The following is a 22,495-nucleotide window of genomic DNA, read 5'->3' as shown; positions in this document are numbered from 1 at the left end:
CGTCCGTGACTGAACTTCTTGGTCTGCCTGTGCTGCTGTGCGGTGTCGGTGTCCGCCGGTGTGCGGTCAGCCCGCGTCCCGCGCCGCCCGCCGGGCCCGGGCCCGGCCGTTCAGCGCGGCCCGCCGCCGGTCGCTCCGCTGCTGCGCGGCCTCCGGCACCCCCACCGTGTCCGTGACCTCCAGCGCACCGAGGGCGGCGGCGAACTCGGCGATGGTGGGCCGGGCGAAGACGTCCACCAGCCGCACCGGTCGGCCCAGTCGCCGGGTGAGTTCGATCTGCAGCTTGGCCGCGAGCATCGAGTCACCCCCGGCCTCGAAGAAGTTGACGTGCCGGCCGATCGCCTCGGTCCCGAGAAGCTCCCGCCAGGCGTCGGCGATCGTCTGCTCCGGGCCCGACAGCGCGGGGGCGCCTCCCGTGAGGTCCGCTTCGGGTGCCTCGGGCAGCGGCAGCCGGGCACGGTCCCGCTTGTTGGTCCGGGTGCGGGGCAGGGCCTCCAACAGCCGCACGCTCTCCGGCACCGCGGCGGCGGGTAGCCGCTCCGCGAGATGGGTGCGCAGCGCCGACGCGGTCACGCCTTCGGCGGCCACCGCGTATGCCGTCAGCCGCTGCGTTCCGCCGATCCGGTGGACGGCCGCGGCCGCCTCACGCACCTGCGGGTGCGCCTCGAGCACGGCCTCGATCTCCTCCAGTTCGACCCGGTTCCCGCGGATCTTGATCTGGCTGCCCAGCCGTCCGGCGAACGCGAGTCCGCCCTCGGGCAGCAGTCGGCCCAGGTCGCCGGTGCGGTACAACGTGGCGCCGGGCTCCCGCGGATCCGGTACGTACGCCGCGCGGGACTCCTCGGGCCTGCGGTGGTAGCCGCCGGCCAGGAACTCGCTGCGCAGATGGATCTCGCCGGTGACCCCCACCGGGCAGGTCCGTCCCTTGGAGTCGAGGACCACCGCGGAGCGGCCCGGGATCGGCTTGCCGATGGGCACCGAGGCGGCGAACTCCTCGCCCGGCAGCAGCTCCCGGTGCGTGGCCAGTACGCACTCCGTCGGCCCGTACAGGTTGTGGATCCGCGGCCGGACCGGCCTGTGCGCCCAGTCATGGGCCAGCGCCACGGGCAGCACCTCGCCGGCCAGTAGCAGGTGCTCCAGGTCCGGCAGGTCCGCACCCTGGGCCTCCAGGACCTCGGCGACGAGCTGGAAGAAGGCCGGGACCAGCTGGATCTGGGTGATCCGCTCCTCGCGGAGCCACCGCGCCATCTCCACCGGGTCCCGCCGTACCCCGTCCGGCGGTACGCACAGCGTGGCCCCCGAGCAGAGCGCGGCGAACACCTCCGTATAGGCGGCGTCGTAGGTGAACGGAGCCCACTGGGCGATCCGGCTGCCGGAGCGGGCACCGAACTCCCGGCGCTGCCAGTCGGCGAACTGGGCCAGAGTGGCCTGTGGCAGGGCGATGCCCTTGGGCAGGCCCGTGGAGCCCGACGTGTAGACGAGACAGAGCGGATCGTCGGCCGTGGCGCCCGGGACCATGCCCGAGTCCGCTGTCGTACGCTCCGGCGCCGTCTCCTCCCCGGCGGACGGCAGCGCCGGATCCAGGAACTCCAGGGGGAAGCCCCCGAACCGTGCCGCGTCCCGGTCCAGCAGCGTGGGGTGGCCGGCGACCACGTCCTGGGCCGCCAGGACGCACAGGGGCTCGGCATCGGTCAGCACGGTGTGCAGCCGGAGGCTGGGATCGGACCCGTCCAGGACGGCGAAGGCCGCACCGGTCTTGGCGATGCCCAGGATGGCGGCGGTCTGGACGATGCCGGTGGGCAGCAGCACCGAGACGAAGCGTCCCGGGCCCGCGCCCAGCCCGCGCAGCCGGGCCGCGATCCGGTCGCTCCACCCGTCGAGCGCCCCGTAGCCGATCTCCTCGGCTCCGTGCCGGACGGCCACCGCCCCGGGAGCGGCCGCGGCTTGACGGCGGAACACCTCGTGGACGGGGACGGGGTGGTCGGCCCGGCCCGGGCCGCTCACCACCGGTCCGGCGACCGCCTCCGACAGGTCCAGGCCGTCCAGCGACGCCCCGGGCTCCGCGAGCGCGGCCCGCAGCACCAGGTGGAAGTGGTCAGCGAACCGTCCCGCCTGGCCCCGGCTGAACCGGGTGCTCGCATACTCCAGCTCCCCTTCCAGCGCCAGGGGGCCATCGGTCAGCGAGAGCGTCAGGTCGTACTTGGCGGTCCGGGTGCCGGTCGGCGCAAGCGTGCCCAGCACGCCACCCGGACCGGCCGCGGCCACGGGGGTGTTCTGGAAGACGAGCATCGCCTGGGCCAGCGGCGGCCGGGCCGGGTCCCGGGGGAGTTCCAGCGCCGAGACCAGCCGGTCGAAGGGGACGAGCGGATGATCCAGGTCCGCCGCCAGTGAGCGGCCCGTGCGCGTGACCAGCTCGGTGAAGGACGGCGATCCCGACAGGTCGATCCGCACCGGCAGGGTGTTGGTGAAACAGCCCACCACCTGGTCGAGTTCGGCCGGCCCGCGGCCCGCCACCGGCACGCCGACCACCACGTCGTCGGTGTCCGCGTAACGGCCCAGCAGTGCGGCGAACGCGGCGAGCAGGACGGTGAACGGCGTCGTGCGTGCGGCCGACGCGGTCTCACGCAGCCGGGCCGCGAGCTCCTGCGGCAGCCGGACCGGCAGCGCGGCTCCCTCCGTGGCCCGTGCGGCGGGCCGGCCGAGGTCGGCGGGCAGCTCCAGGACACCCGAGTGACCCGCCAGACGTTCGGTCCAGTACGCGAGGTGCTCGGCGCGTGACGCCTGCGCGGAGGGCCCGGCCTGGTCGGCCGCGTACTCCCGGAAACCGGCGGGCAGCGGTTCGGGCGCCGCGGTGCCGTACCGCCGGGCCGAGTAGAAGGCAGCCAGATCGCCGACCGCGATGCTGATCGACCAGCCGTCCACCGCGATGTGGTGGGCGGTGACCAGCAGCGTGGCCCCGTCCGCGGCGGTCCGCACCAGGGTGGCGCGCAGCAGCGGTCCGGTGGCCAGGTCGAAGGGGCGTACCGCCTCGGCCTCGGCCAGCTGTGCGAGCGAGCGCGCGTCGGCACCCTCCGCTCCGCGCAGATCGACCACGTCGAGGGGGACGGGCGCGGCGGGTTCGTACACCATCACGGGGGTGCCGTCGCGCAGTTCGCACCGTGCGGACAGGACCTGGTGCCGGTCCACCAGATCGGCGAGCGCCGCGGTGAGTGCCGCCTCGTCGGGCGCGTCCGGCAGGGTGAGCCGGGCCGCCAGGTTGTAGGCGGCGCTGTCCTCGTCCAACCGGTGCAGCAGCCACAGCTGGCGCTGCTGGTCGGTGAGCGGCACCACCGGTCCTGCGGTGCCGTAGCGCACCTGCGGCGGCGCCGGCGGCGGAGTCCCGGAGTCCTGGGCCGCCAGCGTCCGCAGCACCGGGTCCGCGTAGAACTCGGCGAGCGTGGGCGCGGAGCCCAGGTCCGAGGCGAGCCGGGCGAGCAGCCGGGTGGCGGAGATGGAGTTGCCGCCCGCGGCCAGGAAGTCGTCGTCGAGGCCCACCGATGCGACGGGCAGGGCGAGTACGTCGGCCCAGACGGCGGCGATCCGCTGCTCCGCGGCGGTGACCGGCGCCGATCGCCCGGCCGTGGACGCGCCCACCTCACCGGCGGCCCGGGCCAGCGCCGGCCGGTCGACCTTGCCGCTGGTGTTCAGCGGCAGCTCGGGCAGGCACACGAAGGCCGAGGGGATGGCGGCGGCGGGCAGCCGGGCAGCGAGATGGCGCCGCAGCTCGGCGGGGTCGATGCCGCCGCCGTCACGGGTCCCGGCGGGTGGCCGTGCCGCCGCGGTGACGAAGGCGACCAGCCGCGGACCTGGCTGGTGCTCGCGGTCCATGACGACGACCGCCTGGCCCACCGACGGGTGGTCACCGAGGTACTGCTCCGTCTCGCCGAGCTCGACGCGGTGACCGAGGATCTTGACCTGCTGGTCGGCCCGCCCGACCACACAGATCCGCCCGTCGGGCAGGTGTCGCGCCAGGTCCCCGGTCCGGTAGACGGTGCCGCCCGTCGGGTCCACGGGGTCCGGGCCGAAGGCCGAGGACGTGAGGTCCGGCCGCCGCCAGTAGCCGGCCGTCACCCCGGCGCCGCCGATGACCAGCTCGCCCGTGGCGCCGCGCGGGACGGGACGGCCGTCCCGGTCCAGGACGTAGCAGACGGTGCGGGCCACCGGGCGTCCCACCGTGACCTGCTCCCCGGGCAGGATCCGGGCGACGGTCGACCAGATGGTCGTCTCGGTCGGCCCGTAGAGGTTCCACACCTCGTCGGTCAGTTCGAGCAGCCGCTCGGCGAGGTTCTGGGGCAGTGCCTCGCCGCCGCTGAGCGCCCGCAGCCCGGGTAGGCCCGGCCAGCCGCCGCTCACCAGTGCCGTCCACAGGGACGGCGTGGCCTGCATCACGGTGGCCCCGCTCGTGCGCAGCAGCGCGCCCAGGGCATCGGTGTCGCGCACCGACTCGCGCGGGGCCACCACGACCTGCCCACCCGCTGTCAGCGGGGCGAAGAGTTCGAGCACCGAGATGTCGAAGGACAGCGAGGTCACCGCGACCAGGACGTCCTCGGGTCCGATGCCCGGTTGCAGGGTGACGCTGTGCAGGAGGTTGGCGACGCAGCTGTGCGGCACGGCCACGCCCTTGGGGGTGCCCGTGGAGCCCGAGGTGTACATCAGATAGGCGATGCCGTCGGGAGCCGCCCCCGGCGGACCGGCGGTCGCCGCAGGCGCCGCGTCGGCGGCCAGCAGCGCCGCGAGGGAGACCGTGGGGACGCCCCAGGCCTCGTCGGCGGGGTCGTCGGTGACGAGCAGGCAGGCTCCGCTGTCGTGCAGCATATGGGCGGCCCGCTCTGTGGGCAGCCCCTCGTCGAGCGGCACGAAGGCCGCGCCGGCACGCCAGATGCCCAGCAGCAGGGGGACCAGGTGGGCGGTGCGGCGCACCCGTACGGCGATCCGCTCGTCCGCCACGGCGCCGAGCGCGTCGGCGATGCGGTCCGCGCAGGTGTCGAGGGCCGTGTAGTCGAGAACGGTCGCGCCCTGCCGCACGGCGGGCGCTCCGCCGTCGACCGCGGCCCGAAGGCGCACGGCCTCGTCGACGGTGCCCCAGGGGGTGGTCGCCGCGTCGTCGGAGTTGAAGCCGGTCAGGACGCGCCGCCTCTGCCGCGCGGTCATCACCGGGAGTTCGGCGAGCGGGCGGTCCGGCTCCTCGGCAGCGGCGCCGACAAGGCACAGCAGCGCGTCGGCGAACTCTGCCGCGCTCTGCGCACCGAACAGGCCGGTGCGGTACTCGAGGTCGAGCTCCAGCTCGCCGGAGGGCCGTGGCCGCAGGAAGAGCGACATGTCGTACTTGGCCGTGCCGCTGTGCGAGAGCGCGGGCACCGTCTCCAGCCCGGGCAGCTCAAGGGCAGTCGTCGGGCCGCTGTGGAAGGCGTACATCACCTGGAAGAGCGGGCCCCGGCCCGGGCCGGACGCGCGGCCGAGGTCGGTGACGACGGTGTCGAACGGGGTGTCGCGGTGGGCCAGATCGGCCTTCAGCGCCAGCCGGGTCCGCTGCAGGGCGGCCCGGAAGGTCGGCTCGCCGGAGAGATCGGCGCGGTGGGCCATGACATTGAGCAGGGGGCCGATCACCGAGGAGAGCCGGGGCAGGTTGCGGGTGGCCACCGGCATGCCCACGATCAGGTCGTCCTGGCCGGTGAACCGCTGCACCACCGCGCAGAACGCGGTCAGCAGCACGGTGGGCAGGGTGGCCCTCTCACCGCGACCCAGCGCGGACAGCCGCGTCACGAGGTCGGGGGGCAGAGAGACGCGGTGGACGGCACCGGATACGTCGGTGCGGTCCGCCCGGGGCTGGTCCGTGGGGAGCGCGAGTACGGGCAGCTCCCCGCCGAGACGCTCGCGCCAGTGGTCCAGGCCGCCGCGGGTGGCGTCCCCGGCACGCTGCCAGACGGCGTAGTCACCGAAGTCGACCTCCGCGACGGCGTTCCTGGCCTCGCTCTCGTCCGCGCTCCCGGAGCCGGTGGTCCGCACGGTGTAGCGGTCGGCGAGGGCTTCCAGGAAGACCCCGAACGCCCAGGCGTCCACCACGATGTGGTGGGCCACGAACATCAGCAGGTGCTCCGCCTCGCCGAGCCGGAAGAGGTGGGTGCGCAGCAGCGGAGGACTGCCGAGGTCGAAGGGGACGGCGGCGGCCTCGGCCATCCGCCCGGCCAGCCGCTCGGGCCGCTCGCCCCGGGGCAGCGCGGACAGGTCCTCCAGCACGACGGTCGAGCCGACCCGCTCGGCGAAGTGCTGCCAGGGCATGCCCGACTCGTCCGCCGCCACGGAGCAGCGCATCACCTCGTGCCGGACGGCCAGGTCGGCCAGGGCCTGCTCCAGCGCGGCGACGTCCAGCGGACCCGTCAGCCGGAAGGCGGCGGTCTCGTTGTGCAGCGCGGTGCCCGGACGTACCTGCTCCGCCCGCCAGATCGCGGCCTGGGCGTGGCTGAGCGGGGCGCGGTCGCGCGCGGACCGCCGGGTGAACGGCTGGGGGCGGCTCATGCCGAGGCCTCCATCGGGAGCTGGGTGCCGCCGCCGGTACGGGCGTCCTCGATCACCGTCGCGAGTCCCGCGACGGTCGGGTCGAGGAGGAAGGAGCGCAGCGTGACCTCGACGCCGAACCGGGTGCGCAGGGCGTCCAACAGCCGGGCCATCGCCAGGGAGGTGCCGCCGAGCAGGGAGAAGTCGTCCAGGCGGCCCACGGAGGTGAGGTGGAGCAGTTCGGCCCAGAGAGCCGCGATCTCACGCTCCAGCGGGGTGCCGGGCGCGTCCTCCTCCGCCGTCGAACGGGCGGCTGCCAGCAGGGGCAAGGCCCGCCGGTCCACCTTGCCGCTCAGTGTGCGGGGGATCTCCGACAGCCGGACGACGACGGACGGAAGGTGGCCCGACGGCAGACGCAGCGCCGCGTGCGCGCGCAGCTCCTCGTCACTGGTGGCGTCGGTGGTCACCACGTACGCGCCGAGCACCGTGGTGTCCTCGTGGTCGGCCGTCACCACGCAGGCGTCGTGGACGGCCGGGTGGTCACGCAGGGCCTCTTCGACCGCGCCCAGCTCGATCCGCACGCCGGAGACCTTGACCTGCTGGTCGCGGCGGCCGAGCAGCACCAAGGTGCCGTCGTCGCCGATCCGGCCGAGGTCGCCGGTCCGGTAGCGGTGGGGGAGCCGGAAGCCGCCCTCGTCCGTGCCGAGGTAGCCGGCCAGGGGGAACGGCACCTCGATCTCGATCTCGCCGATGGCGTCGGTCGCGGGGGCGCCGGCGACCAGGACCCGGACCGTGACCCCGGGCATGGCCCGGCCGACCGGCACGGTCTCCGCGACGGCGTCGGCGGCGTCCAGCCGCCGGAACACCTTCGTCATCGTGGTCTCGGACGGCCCGTAGAGGTTGACGAGTTCCTTCGTGTCGCCGAACAGCCCCCGCCACCACGCGACATCGGAGGCACGCACCGGCTCACCGGCGAGGAGGGCCACCCGCAGGTCCGGCAGCGATCCGGCAGCGGCTCCGGCCGTGCGCAGGGTGCGGAAGACCGTGGGCACGCAGTGCAGCACCTCGACACGCTGCTCGGCGAGCCAGCGTACGAGCGCATCGCCGACCGGCAGCTCGGGCGTGGGGGCCACGCAGACGGTGCCGCCCGCGCACAGGGGGACCAGGGCGTCGCGCAGGAAGGCGTCGAACCCGGGCGAGGTCAGCAGGGAGACGCGGGTGCCCGCACCGATCGAGAACTCCGAGGTCTCCCAGTCGACGAAGTGGGCGACGGCCGCCAGACTGCCCCGGATGCCCTTGGGCCGGCCGGTGGTGCCGGACGTGAAGTAGACGTACCCGGCGTCGGCGCGGGCCGCGGGCTCCAGATGCGGCGCCACCCAGGCGACGGGGGCGCAGGCGTCCGCGCGCAGCACGGGCACGCCCCGCACTCCGGCGGCGGCCAGCGCCGCCGCGCCCGGCGCGTCCGCGAGAACGGCGCCGGGGCGCAGGTCCTCGACGATGGCGGCCCAGCGGGCAGCGGGTTGGCGCACGTCGACGGGGGCCACCGTCTGCCCGGCGAGCGCACAGGCGAGCAGGCCCACGAGGGCCTGGACCGGGTCGGCGCAGACCACCAGCACGGGACCGTCCGTGGCGGATCCGGACAGCGCCCGGTGCACGCCCGCCACCTGGTCGGCCAGCTCCCGGTGAGTCAGGTCGCCGTCGGGTGCCGACACCGCACAGGCATCACCCCGCCGCGTGATGTGATCGTGCCATCGGGCGAGGAGGGTCTCGTGGCTCACAGCACTCCGTTCCTGATCCGCTCGGCGGCGATCGTCAAGGGGTCGATGGAGGGAAAGTCGCCTGCCAGGCCGGCGGCGGCGATCTCCCTGGTCACCAGATGCAGTTCGGTGCACGCCGCGACGAACGCGGAGACGCCGTAGCGGGGCAGGGTTTCCCGCAGGAAGTCGATCCCTTGGCGGGGATCGGCTCCGCGCTTGATCCGGTAGACGAGTTCGTGCAGGGCCCGTTGGTCGTCGACGGCCAGCGGAACCAGTCGGTCCGCCACGGCTCGGCGGCGGGGATGAGAGGTGAAGATGCCGGCCTGAGCGGTGCCGCTCGTACACAGCAGCAGATGCGGCTCGAACGCGCGCTCCAGCTCGTCGAAGACGATGTCGACGAGGGAGGCGCACCGGGCGGCAAGCTCCGGGGGCAGGGCCTCGATCACGTGGTGGGCGGTGAGGCAGGCGATCACGATGCGGTGGGCACCGGCCGCCTCGAGTCCGCGCACCGCCCGCTCCACGGCATCGCGCAGCGGGCCCAGACCGTTGCCGCCGATCGCGTCGGTCCGGTCCACCACGGCCGGGTCCGACCACAGCAGGACGCGCGGTGCGTCCTGCTCGACGGCCCAGGAGCCCTGCTCGTAGACGGTGTGCAGCAGCTCGGTGGAGGCCAGTGGGCCCATGCCCCCCACCACGCCGACCAGTTGCCGCGAGACGGTACTCAGCCCAGACACGGCAGCTCGAACTCCTCGACGAACAGGGCGAACGTGGCGATGACCATCAGGTAGTCGGTGTCCAGGTGTGCGTGCACCCGGTGCCGGCCCTCGCGCTGGCGGCGGGCCAGTTCGCTCACCGCCGCGGGGTTGAAGTACCCCTGACGGCGAACGGTGGACGGCGCGATCAGCTCCTCGAACCAGTCCGCGCCCGCGGCCAGAAGGTGGGAGCTGGTTTGTGCCCGGAATCCGTACTTGGGGCGGGAGAGGATCTCCGCGGGCACCAACCCGGCGGCCGCTCGGCGCAGTACCGCCTTCTCCTGGGCCCCGTACAGCATCAGCTCCGGGGGCACCGTGGTGGCGAAGTCCACGACGTCGCGGGCGAGGAACGGGAAGCGCAGCTCGACGCCGTGGGCGAGAGCCATCCTGTCACCGTGGTCCCCGAGCAGGTGGTCGGCGAGCCGGAGATGGAAGTCGAGGTACGAACGCTGGTGGAGCGGGTGGCGCCCGATGAGCCGCTCCGGGTCGACCAGGCGCTGGCCGGTGACCGAAAAACTGTCGAGGCTGTCCGAAAGATCGTCCGAATACAGCTCGCGCCGGAACTCCTGCGCGGCTATGTGATCGTTCTCGTAGAACAGCTGTGTTCCCCACATTCGCAGAGACGCCTCGCGCTCCAGGTGGGCATCGAGTCCTCGGGTCCGGCTGCCGGAAAGTCCGGCGGCGTCGAACCGGTATCCCGGGTACCCGCCGAAAAGCTCGTCGGCACCCTCACCGCTCAGCACCGCACGGGTGTCCGAATTCCGAACGGTCCGGGACAGCAGGAGAGAACACACGTTGTACGACTCGCGCACCGGACACTCCGCATGGCGCACCATTGTGTGGAGCCAGTCGGCAAGTTCACTGTCGCGAACGGGCACTTCGTGGTGTGCCGTGCCCAACTTCCCCGCGACGAGCCGCTGCGCCTCACCCTCGTCGAAATCCCGGTCGGGGAAGACCGCCGAAAAACTAGGCCAGGCGTGGCCGGGACGGGCCCGGGCCATCAGGGCACCGATCATGCTGGAGTCCAGCCCGCCGCTGAGGTACATGCCGACCGGCACGTCGGCGAGCAGCCTGCTCTCCACCGCCGACTCCAGCAGTCCGGCGGCGCGCTCGGCGTGCGCCTCCAAGGCGTCGTCGGCCGCCTGGCCTTCCAGCCGCGGGGCCGCATCGGCTTGCTGCGGGTAGTCGAGATCCCAGTAGCGCTCGGTGCGGATCCCCGATCGGTCGGCGATCAGCCGCTCACCGGGACGCAGGGAGTGGATGCCCGCGAACATCGTGCGCGGGCTGACGAGTCCGGGCAGGGAGAGGATCTGGTCGAGTCCCCGCAGGTCGACCCGGCGGGCTACCGAAGGGTGGCGCAGAATCGCCTTCACCTCGGAGCCGAAGATCAGTTCGTCGCCGACGACCGTGTAGAAGAGCGGCACGATGCCCGCGTGGTCGCGGGCGAGCAGCAGCCGGTCGGCCACCGAGTCGTACAGCGCGAAGCCGAACTGGCCGTCGAGATGAGCCGTCAGCTCGGTGCCGTACTCGCGGTAGAGCGGGATCAGCACCTCGGTGTCGCAGGTGGTGCGGAACCGGTGTCCGCGTCCGGCCAGGGAGCTCCTGATCTCGCGATGGTTGAAGATCTCGCCATTGCAGACCGAGACGATTTCCCCGTCCGGAGACAAATAGGGCTGGTTACCGTTCGTCAGGTCATTGAAAGCGAGTCTACGGAAACCCAGGGCAACGCTTCCCAAGGAAATTGATCCAGCGTCATCAGGGCCTCGATGAATAAGTTCGGCTGCCATGTCGCGGGCAATGGAACTGCGCTCCGCGGTAGATACGCCAACCGAAAATACTCCAGCTATGCCACACACTTAGAAAGCACTCCAGCGGGCCATGCACATGATTTTTGAGACACCTCTGACATGGTCAGAAATGCTGATACGGCAAAGCAAAGAACCCGATCCCCCCGAGGTGCTCCACGCCCTGTCGGTCGTTCGGGCGGATCGCGTCGCGGACCTCCGATGCGACAGCTCGGGCTGACCGTACGTGTGCCAGGAGCCGAGGTCAACCCACATTTTGTTGGAAGTTGAGCCGATCGGCGGTCGGCCCAGGGGCTCCCCGTGGTGGGGCTCGGCAGTGGCGCCGAGCGGGTTCCCAGGGCCCTTCATAGAGGGCTGGAGCGGTCGGGACGGCCGGCTTGACGGGGAGAGGGGTTGACGCATTTGGGATGGTGGGGAAAGGTAATTGCGACGGCCGGGCTGTGGGTTCGTCCGGGGTGGGCCAAGGGGGGAGACTTGGGCGTCTCCCAGTGAGTTGTCTCCCGAAAGCCTCAAGGAGACCGAACCCTGAACCAGTCCTCTGCTGTGAGCATCCCGCAGCGTTTCCCGGTGAATTGGCACATCCCATGCCCAAACGGACGTGGCGACCATCAGCAGTGTTCAGCTGCGCACTTCGAAGGCATTTCAGGCGACCGTGCCGGGTGTGGACCTGCGCGGCGGAGGGCCGTACGGCCCTCCGCCGCCGGTGCTCCCGGTCTGCGGGACGCCGAGACCAGGGCGGTATTCAGTCATGATCGGAAACCTCGGCGACGTCCGGCCGGAGCACACGCGCTGGGTCCCCTGGAACCGGCCGGCGAACGGCCCGGCGCAGGCCGGGCGCATCCGCGTCTACTGCCTCCCGCACGCCGGCGGGGCCGCCAACGCCTACCTTCCATGGGCCAGATCCTCCGACCAACCCGACCTGGACTGGGTGCCGGTGGAGATCCCGGGCCGCGGCAGCAGACTGCGGGAGGAGCCGCTCTCCTCCATGGACGAACTCGCCGGCGCCCTCGTCGACGCGCTGTTCCGGCAGCCGTCGCCCGATCCGTTCGTCCTGCTCGGCCACAGTATGGGTGCCTACGTGGCGCACGCAGTCGTCCGGCGGCTTGAGGCCGAGGGCTTGACGCTGCCGCTCTGCCTCGTGGTCTCCGGCGCTCGGGCGCCGGGTTCCCCCACGGAGCGCTCCCTGCACACGCTGCCCGACGTCGAACTCATCGAGGCCCTGGTCGAGCTCGGCGGCACCTCGGAAGAGGTGCTGCGACACGAGGAACTCATGCACCTCATGCTTCCCGTGATCCGTGCTGATCTGACTCTGCTCGCCCGGCACCACGAGACGTCGCGTACCGGCCCCGCTCCGTCTGCCGCGCTGCCCTGTCCGATGCTGGCGCTCGGCGGCACCGAGGACAAGCTGGCCGCCCCGCAGTGGATCAGCGGCTGGCAGGCCACGACCACCGGACGGTTCCGGCAACGGATCTTCGAGGGTGACCACTTCTTCCTGCACGAGAGCCATCGCGAGGTCACCGAGGAGATCGCCGCCTACGTGCGCACCCTCGTCAACGGCTGACCCCCCGTCCGTCTCGGCCGCCCACCGTCCGGTACCGCCCGGCGGCGGCCCGCACCCGTACCGCATCCGGAGAAGCAGTTGTCCCACCGCACGCTCTACGAATGGTTCGAACAGACCGCCGCGTCGCACCCGGACCGGCCGGCCCTCGACCTGCCGGGCCGGGCACCGGTCGGCTACCGGGAACTGCAGCGGGCGGCAGAGCGGAGCGCGGCCCGGATCCTGGCCGCCTGCGGGCAGTCTCCCGCCCGCGTCGGGCTCCTCGCGGAGCGCACCGCCGCGGCGTACGCCGGATACCTGGCCGTCCTGCGGCTGGGCGCCACCGTGATACCGCTCAACCCGGCGAACCCGGCAGCGCGCAATGTCCGGATCTGCACCCTGGGCGGAGTCTCCGTCGTCCTCGTGGACGGTGCGGACAGCCCGGCCGCGACGGCCTTCGCGGCCGCAACCGAGCTGGTGATCGTGGATCTCGCGGCGGCGGACCCGGAAGGCGGAACGGACGGCGAGCACGGCCCGGACAGTGGCTCCGACCCGACCCTTCCCGCTCACCATCCGGACACCGACGCCATCGCGTACCTGATGTTCACCTCCGGGTCCACGGGCCGCCCCAAGGGGGTCCCGGTGCGTCACCGCAACATCGTCCCCGCGCTCGAGCACCACATCGCACGCTGTGAACTGGGCCCCGGTTCCAGGGTCTCGCACACGTACGGACTGACCTTCGACCCGTCCGTCTTCGACCTCTTCGGCGCCTGGGGCGCCGGCGGGACACTGGTCGTGCCCGGCCGGAAAGACCTGTACCGGCCGGTCGACTACATCGTCGACCGGGGCATCACCCACTGGGACTCGGTGCCGTCATTGATCTCGGTGGCGAGGGAACTCGGACACCTCCCGCCCGGCCGGGCCACCGGACTGCGCCACAGCGTCTTCGGCGGCGAAGCCGTGACGGCACGTCACTGCGAGATCTGGCGGGAGGTCGCCCCGCACAGCACGCTTCACAACCAGTACGGCCCCACCGAACTCGCCGTCACCTGCGCCACCCACGCCCTGCCCGCCCACCGCGCGCACTGGACCGTCGCGGCCAACGGCACCGTTCCGATCGGCCCGATCCATCCGCATCTGGAATCCCTGATCGTCGACGAGGAGGGGCGGCCCGCCACCGAAGGCGAGTTGTGCGTGCGTGGCCCCCAGCGGTTCGACGGCTACCTCGACCCCGCCGACAACACCGGTCGGTTCCTGCGGACGGCCGATGACGGCCGCGCGCTGCCCCTCACCGGTCCCGCGGAACCGGTCGCGGCCACGGACTGGTACCGCACCGGCGACCGGGTGAGGGCGGAGGCAGGGCAGTTGCTGCACCTGGGCCGCATCGACGAACAAGTGAAGATCCTCGGCAACCGGGTGGAACTCGGCGAGGTCGAGGCAGCCCTGCGTGAACTGCCGGGCGTGGAGGCCGCTGCCGTGATCCCCGTATCAGCGGGCACAGCCGTCCAGTTGACCGCCTTCTACTCCGGTACCCCCACTCCGGCCACGGAGCTCGTACGCCTCCTGCGCGGTTCACTGCCCCGGTACATGGTCCCGCAGCGCGTCCACCACGTGGCCGCGCTCCCCCTGAACGCCAACGGCAAGACCGACCGCACGGAGCTGGCGGCCCGGGCTGCTGCGTCCAGCACCGCGTCATCCGGCTGACCGCGAACGAGCCCCACACCGCCGACCGCCGGATCCCGGGCGCCCGAACCTGCGGGGGCTTCTGGCGGTTTCCCGATCCCGAAGGTCCGAAGAGAGGAACCGCAGCAATGGCAGACATCCCCGACGAGCGGGCGGTCGCGGAGATCTGGTCCACCGTCCTGGGGCTACCCAAGGTCTCGGCGCAGGACAACTTCTTCGACCTCGGCGGGAACTCCATTCTTGCCGCGCGGGTCAGCGCACGGTTCGCCCAGTGCTTCGGGGTGGACTCGATCGACGGTCTCGAAGCCATCTTCGACGCGGACGACCTGGCCCACACGGTCGCCCTCCTGCGCGCGGCCGCGCTCTGAACCGGAAAGGCGAGCAAGTGAACCAAGCTGCTGTGCGCATCAGAGGAGCAGTGAAACGCTACGGCGAGGTCACGGCGGTGGACGGCCTGGACCTGGAGGTCGCCCAGGGGACCTTCCTGGGGCTCCTCGGCCCCAACGGGGCGGGCAAGTCCACCACGATGCGCATGCTGACCGGCCAGACGCGCGCCGACAGCGGCGAGGTCGAGGTCCTGGGCTGCAGGCTGCCCGACCAGTCGCGTACCGCCCGGGCCCTGACGGGCGTGGTGCCGCAGCACGACAACCTCGACGAGGAGCTGACTGTACGTCAAAACCTTGAGGTGTTCGCCAGGTTCGCCCAACTGCCCGCAAACCGCCGCAGCCGGGCCATCGACCGGGCCCTTGCCGCCACCCGCCTCACCGACCGGGCCAGGCACACCACCGACGGCCTGTCCGGCGGCATGCGGCGGCGTCTGCTGCTCGCCCGCGGCATCATCAACGACCCCCGACTGCTCCTCCTGGACGAGCCCACCGTCGGCCTCGACCCGCAGGTCCGCCAGGAGATATGGGACGTGATCGGCGACATGCGCTCCACGGGGACCACCGTGGTGATGACGACCCACTACATCGAAGAGGCGGAGCGCCTCGTCGACGAGGTGGCGGTCGTCCATGCCGGCAAGGTCGTCACCCGCGGCGCGCCCGCCGCCCTGCTGCGCGAGCACGCGGGCGAACAGGCCGCGGAGTTCGAAGGAACGCCCCAGCGCCGCGCCGAGGTGGAAGCCATCGCGGCGCAGGCCGGACTGCCGAGCCGGCGCACCGGTCTCTCGGTCTCCGTGCTTCGCGCCGAGACGATGCCGGCCGGCGTGCGGGAGCTTCTGGGCACCCCGGACATCCTGCGTCGCACCACCCTGGAAGACGTGTTCGTCCTCCTCACCGGAGAACTGTTCCAGTGAGCGGAGCGCACCCCACGGAGAAAGCCCTCATGAGTCAGACTGCCTCGCCTCCGTCCGCCCCGCCGGCCGAGGAGGCGCCCCCACGGCTCGCCGCCGCCTGGCTGCTCCCGGCCCTGAGCGCCGTGTGGCACCGCGAACTGCTGCTCTTCCGCCGGTACTGGCTGGCCACCACCTTCGGTTCGCTCGTCGAGCCGCTGATCTACATGGCCGGTTTCGGCCTCGGCTTCGGTGCACTGATCGATGCCGTCGACGGCCACTCGTACCTCGAGTTCATCGGCACGGGCATGGTCGTGACCTCAGTGCTCTTCTCCTCCGCCTTCGCCGGCATGTTCGAGAGCTACAATCGGCGCCGCTACCAGAAGATCTACGACGCCATCCTGAGCCAGCCCGTCGACGTCGGCGAACTGGTCACCGCGGAGGCGAGCTGGATCGCGGTCAAGTCGGCGGTGTACGGCTGCGCCCCGCTCGCGGTCACCATGGCCGTCGGCCTGCCATGGACACCGCAAATCCTGCTCGTGCCGCTGATCTCCATGGTGAGCGGTTTCGCGTTCGGTGTCTTCGGCATGTGGGTCTCGTGCCTGGTGCCGGCCATGGACTGGCTGCGGCTGGTCGTCTCCGGCGTGCTCACCCCGCTGGTGATGGCCGCCGGCGTGTTCTTCCCACTGGGCTCGCTGCCGGGCTGGCTGTCCGCCGTGGGTCTGTTCAACCCCATCCAGCACTGCGCCGAACTGATCCGGCACGCGGCCTTCGGATCCCTGGGCGCCGCCGACCTCGGGCACACCGCCGCCCTCCTGGTCTTCGGCGCGCTCTCCTGGCTGCTCGCGATCCGCGGCATGAACCGCCGGCTGATCGACTGATCGACTGACCGCCCCGCCCCCTGTATGGCAGTAGATCCCGTCCGTCCCTGGAGTGACCACGATGACCAATCCCTTCGACGATGCCGAGGCCCGCTTCCTGGCCGTCGCCAACGAGCAGGGCCAGCACTCGCTGTGGCCCAGCCGCAACGAAGTGCCGGCCGGATGGCGGGTCGTGCATCCCGAGGACACCCGTGAGGCCTGCCTGGCATACATCAGGGAGAGCTGGAGCGACATCCGTCCCGTCGGCGCGACCCCGCCCACGGCCCGATGACGCAGATGACGACGCGGACCGTGCCCGGAACGGTCAGGCCCTGGGTGTCCGGCTACCGGATCCTGCTCGCGCTGTCCGCGTACGCCGCCGTCGGATGGGACATCAGTCACCAGCTCCTGCTCTCCGGGGTCGACCCGGTCGACGCGCTGAGCTATTTCACGATGCTCACCAATCTGTTCGGCGCAACCGTTCTGCTCTGGTGCGCGCTCCCGGTGGGGAGCCTCCGCCGGGACCGGTTCCGTGGTGCGGCCGTCGTCTATCTCGTCGTCACCGGAGTGGTGTTCGCGACGCTGATGGGCGGCGGCCAAGGGCTGGAGCACGTCAACCCGTGGAGCAATGCCGTGTTGCACCAGATCATGCCCGTGGCGCTTCTGCTGGACTGGTTGATCAACCCGCCCGCCGAGCGCATCCCCGCTCGGCGGGCTCTGTGGTGGCTGGCCTTTCCCGTGCTCTACGTGGCCTGGACCCTCGTGCGCGGGCAGCTCGTGGACTGGTACCCCTATCTGTTCCTGGACCCGCGGGGACCCGACGGATTCGCACCCGTGGTGCAGAACATCGCGGGCATGACCGTGGCCGTGACAGTCCTCATCATGGCCGTTTCCTGGATCGGGAATCTGCGCCGTACCGCGTCCTACAAGACCTCTTCAGGGAGTTGAAGCGTCCGTGTCGGAGAAACTCATCCGTCAGGCGGTGGCCAACAACGCCGCATGGTGCGAGGAAATGTGCCGTGCCCACGGTGTGCCCGGGGCTTTTGCCGAAGGTTCCTGGGTGAATCTGCGGCATGCGGTCCCCTACTATCCGCATCTGGTGACGGTCGAACCCGGCGTCTCGCCGGAAAGCGCCCTCGGCCTCCTGTCCGCCGAAACCACCCGAGCCGAAGGGCTGTTCGCGGTGAAGGACAGTTTCGCCGACCTCGATCTTTCGGCCGGCGGCTTCAGCGTGCTCTTCGAAGCGGAGTGGATCCACCGGCCGGGTTCGGCCGCTGCCCCCGAAGTCCCGTCGGCACAGGTGTGGCGGCGCCTCACCACCCCGGCCGAGCTCGCCGCCTGGGAGCGCTCCTGGGCGGATTCGGACGACGCGGAAGGGGCGTTCCCGGAGAGCCTGCTCGACGCACCGGTGATGTTCCTCGGCGGATTCTCGGCGGCACGGCTGGTCGCTGGAGCGGTGGCGAATTCCAGTGGCGAGGTCGTCGGTCTGTCGAACGTCTTCGGACCGGCCGAGGAAACCTCCGCGACGTGGGCGGGTGCCCTCTCCTGCCTCGTCCGGGAAGCACCGGGCGTCGACGTGGTCGGGTACGAGCGCGGGGATGCGCTGGCCGCCGCCCTGGAACACGGCTGCTCTCCTCTGGGGAAGCTCCGCGTATGGCTGCAGAAAGCCGCCGGAGAATGACTTCCGTTTATTACGCATCAAACGACCGACCGACGACGAAGGGGACGACAGCGTGAGACCAGAGAAAGGTGACGAGATGGGGCGTTCACGCAGGGCCGTGAGATTCACCATCAGATACCTGAGTTATCCCTTCCTGATGGTGGTGACGCTCGGAGCGGCCATATGCCTGGTCGACACGTCGTTCCCGCAGTTGCTCATCGTTCCGATGGTCACCGTCTTCGCCTCGGTCTATGTGGCCGTCCTCGAACGGGTGCAGCCGTTCTACGAAAGCTGGAACCGGTCCCGGAAGGACGTGGTGACCGATGCGACCTCCAGCCTCGTCGCCCTCCTCGTGGTGTCCCGGCTGATCGAACCGCTCTTCCTGTCCGGACTGTTCGCGGCCGCCGTCTACCTTTCCCAGGAGCTGGACCACAGCCTGTGGCCGACGGGCTGGCACCCGGCGGCCCAGGCGGTGCTCGCACTGTTCGTCGGTGAGTTCTTCTACTACTGGATGCACCGCTGGGTGCACGGGTCGAAGGCCGCCTGGCGGTTCCACGCCGTACACCACAGTTCGGAGCGCCTGTACTGGCTGAATTCGGCCCGCTTCCACCCCGTCGACTTCTTCCTCGACGACATCGCGATCGTCTTCCCCCTCACGCTCACCGGCTGGACGCTGGACAGCCTCTCCGGCTTGATCATCCTCCTGACGTTCTACAACTGCCACGGCGTCACCATGCACTCGAACATGGACGTCCGCCTGGGCCCGCTGAACTACCTCGTCCCCGGCCCCGAGACCCACCGCTGGCACCACTCGAGGAACCTCTCGGAGGCGAACAGCAACTTCGGCGGCAAGGTCGTCGTGTGGGACCTGCTCTTCGGTACCTTCTACAAGCCGAGCGACCGCAGGCCCCCGGAGGAGATCGGCCTCGCCGACAACGTGAAGATGCCGGACTCGTACCTGGGCCTGCTGATAGCGCCGTTCCGCTATTCGAAGCTCCCCTCGCGGTCCGCGCCGGAACAGACGGAGCCGACGCAGCCCGCGCCGGCGCCAACGCTGTAGCACCAGGAGGAGCCGCTTCCTGCGCAACGGCTGGGGCAGAGGCATGGCGTCCGCCCCAGCCGGTCGGCACTGTTGCGATCCACCGTGTGACTGCGGTGCCGGCCGGGACACCGCGACGCTCGATCGCCCGGAACGAGTGGTGATGCGCCGGCCACTGTGGCAGGAGCCGGTCAGGTCGGTGTCGCCGGACGGTACGGGGCAGACCGCGCGGACCGCGAGGTTGTCGCCTTCCAGAATCCGTAGTGGCTTTCCGGAGCCAGGCCGCAGAGCCGGAGGGTGGCGTCGGCATGGACACACGACGTGCCGACCTTCCCCCGGGTCGCCGGCGGCTACCGCGTCCGGCGCGAGTCCGACCGCATGCTCGTCGGCCTGGCCGGGACCGTGGAGGAGGCATACGAGTCGCCGGGGCCGCACGCTGTGGGCCGATGCCCTGCGACCTGGTCGGACAGTTCCCATGCCTTCCAGGCGTTGTACGGCTCCTGATTCCCGCGTCGGCTCCGGCGCAGGTGTCACGGGTCCCGGTGCCCGCCGGGTGGGGCTGCCCGGCTCTCGGCGGTGCCGGGTGGACCTGGTGAGGGCTCGCCCGCCGCGAGGTGCTCCAGGACCTCCGCCAGTTCCTCGCAGGCGCGGCGCACCGACCGGCGGGTCGCACGCTGCTCGGTGATGACGGAGGCGAGAAGCAGGGCGGTCAGGGCGGCGGAACCGTTGAACGCCTGGAGCTTTGCCATGATCTCGACGTCCGTCAGGTGGAGGAACGCGCCCCGCCCGGCGGTCGCCTCGAAGGTGGTGAGCACGGAGGCGAAGAGCGCGCACAGCATGCTTCCGGCGAGCTGGAAGCGGAGCGCTGCCCAGATCAGCAGGGGGAAGACGAGGAAGAGCATGCTCATCGGGCTGAGCACGGCCATGGGCATGAGGACCAGGGTCGTCAGCCCCAGAAAGGCCGCCTCCTTCCAGCGCCGTACCCGGAACCGTCCGGCCGGCCCCGCGAGGACGAGCAGGAGCGGGGCGACGAGGAGCACCCCCATCGTGTCGCCCACCCACCAGGCCAGCCAGATGGGCCAGAACTCGCTCTTGTCCAGGGAGCCCTTCGCCACCTGTAGTCCGACCCCCAAGGTCGCGCTGATCAGCATGGCGCCGAACCCGCCGAGGAAGACCAGGGAGAGTCCGTCCCGCAGCCGCGCCATGTCGAGCCGGAAGCCGGCCCGTCTCAGCAGCAGGAAGGCGCAGAGCGGCGCGACGGTGTTGCTCACCACGGTGACCACTGTGGTGGGCCCCGGAGCGGTGAGGGAAGCGATGACGAGGAAGGAGCCGAGGGCGATCCCAGGCCAGACCCGCGCGCCGAACAGCAGCAGGGCGGCGACGGCGACGCCGGTGGGCGGCCAGATGGGGGTGACCACCACGCCGTCGACGACGAGGCGGCCCATCAGGCCGAGTCGTGCGGCCGCGTAGTAGCAAACCGTCACGGCCAGCGACATCAGAGCCGCCTCCGTAGAGGGCCGGAACTGCCGAGTATCCAACACGTCAGCCATCAGACACCGGCCGGGCCGCCACGACCGGTCAAGGCCCCCTGCGTGTCGGGCGCCGCCGTACGGCACGGGCCCGGGGCGGTCCGAGGACCGACCCGTCCCGAGGTGAGCCCCCTCCCCTCACACCTCGGCCGCCGACCGGGCCGGACCGCCGTCATGGCCGACGACCAGGACGGCCGCGTCGTCCTCGTGCCCCACCGTGGCCGCCAGCTTCATGACGGCGGTGGCGAGCGCGTCGACGTCCAGCCCGGCGACGGCGGTGATCCCGGCGAGCCGCGTCACCCGGTCCAGACCCTCGTCGACGTGGAGCGAGGGCCCCTCCACCACCCCGTCGGTCAGGAGGACGAAGACACCGTCGGCGGTGAGCCGGTGGCGCGTGGCCGGGTAGTCGACGCCGCGGAGCACACCGAGCGGAGGCCCGCCCTCGCTGTCGTCGATACCGGAGCGGCCGTCGGTGGTGGCCCAGATGTAGGGGATGTGACCGGCCCGGGCGCACTCCAGGGTGCCGGCAGCGGGGTCGAGCCGCAGGAAGGTGCAGGTGGCGAAGAGGTCGGCGCCCAGCGAGATCAGCAGGTCGTTGGTGCGACCGAGCAGCTCTCCCGGGTCTCCGGTGACGGAGGCCAGCGCGCGCAGTGCCACGCGGACCTGTCCCATGAAGGCGGCGGCCTCGATGTTGTGCCCCTGCACGTCACCGATGGACATGCCGATCTGCCCGCCGGGCAGGGAGAAGGCGTCGTACCAGTCACCGCCGACGTTGAGCCCGTGGTTGGCGGGCTCATAGCGGACGGCCAGCCGGGCGCCCGGAAGACTGGGCAGGTCCGAGGGCAGCATGTCGCGCTGCAGGGCCACGGCGAGCTCGACACGGGAACGCTGCGTCTCGGCCAGCTCCCGCGCCCTGGCGGTCAGCGACCCGAGCCGGACCAGAAGGTCCTCGCTGCTGTCGGCCGGCCGTCTGCGGAACATCGATCACTCCGACGTCACGACAATCCTCGCATCAGTCCGTCCCGTCTCCAGCACGCGGGACCACAGGGGACCACCTCGGTACGAACAGGTCCTTCCCCACTCTGCCCGGAGGGGACGGCGTCCGCATCTCATCGGCGGAGAACGCGGCGGATCCCACCGGGGCCACCCCCCGCCGCCGGAAACGACAGCGGGTCGGCGAGATCGAAGACATCGCCCCACCCCTGACCTCCGTCCGGACCGGGCAGGCCGGCGCCGCGCGACTCGCCGGGCGGTCACCCGCCGCACCCGGCGCCCGGTGCCTGCCTGACCTGGCGGCAAGGCACCGGGAGGCCCCGAGGTAGCCGGATCGTCGCGCTTGTATGTAATGGGACACCTCCTGCAGCTGATGAACCGAACGCCCTCCCCGCCCGGCACCGTGCGCGGCCGGAGGACCAGATCAAGCGCCAGTGCGTCCCGCGCCGTGGCCGGCCCGAGGACGTTGCGGCCCTGGTGGCGTTCCTCGTGGGCCCCTCCGCCTCGTTCATCACGGGGAGTCCGTTCACGTCGACGGCGGCTGGCTGCTCCACTGAGACCGTCAACAAGCAAGGAGACGAACCGAAATGATCGAACGAGTCCGCGCCGTCCTCGTCACCGCCGACGACACGATGCTGGTCATCCGCCGCACCAGGCCCGGCATCCCCGAGTACTGGGTCCTGCCCGGCGGCGGTGTCGAGCCCAGCGACGAGTCCAGGGAGGCCGCCCTCCACCGGGAGATCCACGAGGAGATCGCGGGAAAGGCCGACATCATCCGCCTCCTCCACACGATGGAGGCCGACGACGAGCGCCAGCTCTTCTACCTCGCCCGCATCGCGACCTGGTCCTTCGACGACCGCACCGGCCCCGAGTTCAGCGCCGAGGGCCGCGGCGAGTACGCGCTGGAGGAGGTCCCGCTGACCTTGGAGGGGCTCGACGGCATCGACCTCAAGCCCGAGGAGATCGCCCACGTGCTGAGGGGAGCCATCGGCGCCGGGAGCATTGGAGCCGGGGTACCGCTCTGAGCCTGCCGGCAGATCCACATCCCGTCGGGGCCGGCTCCGAGGCGAGCG

The 22,495-nt window shown here is 71.5% G+C and carries 17 protein-coding genes; 11 read left to right on the top strand and 6 right to left on the bottom strand.

What is annotated here, in order from left to right:
- Window positions 1-66: 66 nt before the first annotated feature.
- Genes IO20_RS0120595 through asnB form a run of 4 tightly spaced genes read right to left on the bottom strand, consistent with a single transcriptional unit; the run spans window position 67 to window position 10,899 of the window.
- Window positions 67-6,555 (bottom strand): non-ribosomal peptide synthetase, encoded by a 6,489-nt coding sequence (locus tag IO20_RS0120595; protein WP_030552667.1) that lies wholly within the window; start codon window positions 6,553-6,555, stop codon window positions 67-69.
- Window positions 6,552-8,312, bottom strand: a complete 1,761-nt coding sequence (locus IO20_RS0120590) for an AMP-binding protein (protein WP_030552665.1) — start codon at window positions 8,310-8,312, stop codon at window positions 6,552-6,554. Before IO20_RS0120590 ends, IO20_RS0120595 begins: the two co-directional genes overlap by 4 nt.
- Window positions 8,309-9,025: an aspartate/glutamate racemase family protein gene (locus IO20_RS0120585; protein ID WP_157850794.1), complete on the bottom strand. Its 717-nt coding sequence runs from the start codon at window positions 9,023-9,025 to the stop codon at window positions 8,309-8,311. Before IO20_RS0120585 ends, IO20_RS0120590 begins: the two co-directional genes overlap by 4 nt.
- The gene (gene asnB, locus IO20_RS0120580) at window positions 9,013-10,899 is read right to left on the bottom strand and encodes an asparagine synthase (glutamine-hydrolyzing) (RefSeq protein ID WP_030552661.1); all 1,887 of its coding nucleotides are present in this window, start codon (window positions 10,897-10,899) and stop codon (window positions 9,013-9,015) included. Before asnB ends, IO20_RS0120585 begins: the two co-directional genes overlap by 13 nt.
- 697 nt (window positions 10,900-11,596) lie before the next feature.
- Here asnB and IO20_RS0120575 point away from each other — a divergent pair.
- The 10 genes from IO20_RS0120575 to IO20_RS0120530 all read left to right on the top strand — a co-directional run bounded on the left by IO20_RS0120575 (window position 11,597) and on the right by IO20_RS0120530 (window position 19,404).
- Complete coding sequence (locus IO20_RS0120575) at window positions 11,597-12,409, top strand: thioesterase II family protein (protein WP_051874589.1); 813 nt, start codon at window positions 11,597-11,599, stop codon at window positions 12,407-12,409.
- Between the two features lie 78 nt (window positions 12,410-12,487).
- Window positions 12,488-14,089 (top strand): AMP-binding protein, encoded by a 1,602-nt coding sequence (locus tag IO20_RS0120570; protein WP_030552658.1) that lies wholly within the window; start codon window positions 12,488-12,490, stop codon window positions 14,087-14,089.
- 107 nt (window positions 14,090-14,196) lie between these two features.
- A complete protein-coding gene (locus IO20_RS0120565) occupies window positions 14,197-14,436 on the top strand; it encodes a phosphopantetheine-binding protein (RefSeq protein ID WP_030552656.1) in 240 nt (79 codons plus the stop codon).
- Between the two features lie 50 nt (window positions 14,437-14,486).
- Window positions 14,487-15,365 (top strand): ABC transporter ATP-binding protein, encoded by an 879-nt coding sequence (locus IO20_RS0120560; RefSeq protein ID WP_211270401.1) that lies wholly within the window; start codon window positions 14,487-14,489, stop codon window positions 15,363-15,365.
- A 29-nt stretch (window positions 15,366-15,394) separates the two neighbouring features.
- A complete protein-coding gene (locus IO20_RS0120555; RefSeq protein WP_030552651.1) occupies window positions 15,395-16,222 on the top strand; it encodes an ABC transporter permease in 828 nt (275 codons plus the stop codon).
- Window positions 16,223-16,283: 61 nt separating this feature from the next.
- Complete coding sequence (locus IO20_RS0120550) at window positions 16,284-16,493, top strand: MbtH family protein (RefSeq protein ID WP_030552649.1); 210 nt, start codon at window positions 16,284-16,286, stop codon at window positions 16,491-16,493.
- Between the two features lie 5 nt (window positions 16,494-16,498).
- Window positions 16,499-17,149, top strand: a complete 651-nt coding sequence (locus tag IO20_RS0120545; RefSeq protein WP_051874588.1) for a Pr6Pr family membrane protein — start codon at window positions 16,499-16,501, stop codon at window positions 17,147-17,149.
- Between the two features lie 7 nt (window positions 17,150-17,156).
- Complete coding sequence (locus IO20_RS0120540) at window positions 17,157-17,882, top strand: hypothetical protein (RefSeq protein WP_030552645.1); 726 nt, start codon at window positions 17,157-17,159, stop codon at window positions 17,880-17,882.
- A gap of 97 nt (window positions 17,883-17,979) precedes the next feature.
- The gene (locus tag IO20_RS0120535; RefSeq protein ID WP_157850793.1) at window positions 17,980-18,921 is read left to right on the top strand and encodes a sterol desaturase family protein; all 942 of its coding nucleotides are present in this window, start codon (window positions 17,980-17,982) and stop codon (window positions 18,919-18,921) included.
- Window positions 18,922-19,221: 300 nt separating this feature from the next.
- Complete coding sequence (locus IO20_RS0120530) at window positions 19,222-19,404, top strand: hypothetical protein (protein ID WP_030552641.1); 183 nt, start codon at window positions 19,222-19,224, stop codon at window positions 19,402-19,404.
- Between the two features lie 26 nt (window positions 19,405-19,430).
- Here the strand turns inward: IO20_RS0120530 and IO20_RS0120525 are convergent, their stop codons facing one another.
- On the bottom strand, window positions 19,431-20,450 hold the full coding sequence (locus IO20_RS0120525; RefSeq protein WP_030552639.1) for an MASE1 domain-containing protein: 1,020 nt from the start codon (window positions 20,448-20,450) through the stop codon (window positions 19,431-19,433).
- 117 nt (window positions 20,451-20,567) lie between these two features.
- Window positions 20,568-21,410, bottom strand: coding sequence for a PP2C family protein-serine/threonine phosphatase (locus tag IO20_RS0120520; RefSeq protein WP_030552637.1), 843 nt, complete (start codon window positions 21,408-21,410; stop codon window positions 20,568-20,570).
- A 599-nt stretch (window positions 21,411-22,009) separates the two neighbouring features.
- Here IO20_RS0120520 and IO20_RS0120515 point away from each other — a divergent pair.
- Complete coding sequence (locus tag IO20_RS0120515) at window positions 22,010-22,447, top strand: NUDIX hydrolase (RefSeq protein ID WP_030552636.1); 438 nt, start codon at window positions 22,010-22,012, stop codon at window positions 22,445-22,447.
- Window positions 22,448-22,495 lie beyond the last annotated feature (48 nt).

Origin of the sequence: Streptomyces exfoliatus, from assembly GCF_000725545.1 — a bacterium.
Classification (GTDB): Bacteria; Actinomycetota; Actinomycetes; order Streptomycetales; family Streptomycetaceae; genus Streptomyces; species Streptomyces exfoliatus.
The sequence above is the reverse complement of the archived record's forward strand: the minus strand, read 5'-3'. Positions and strand labels throughout refer to the sequence as shown.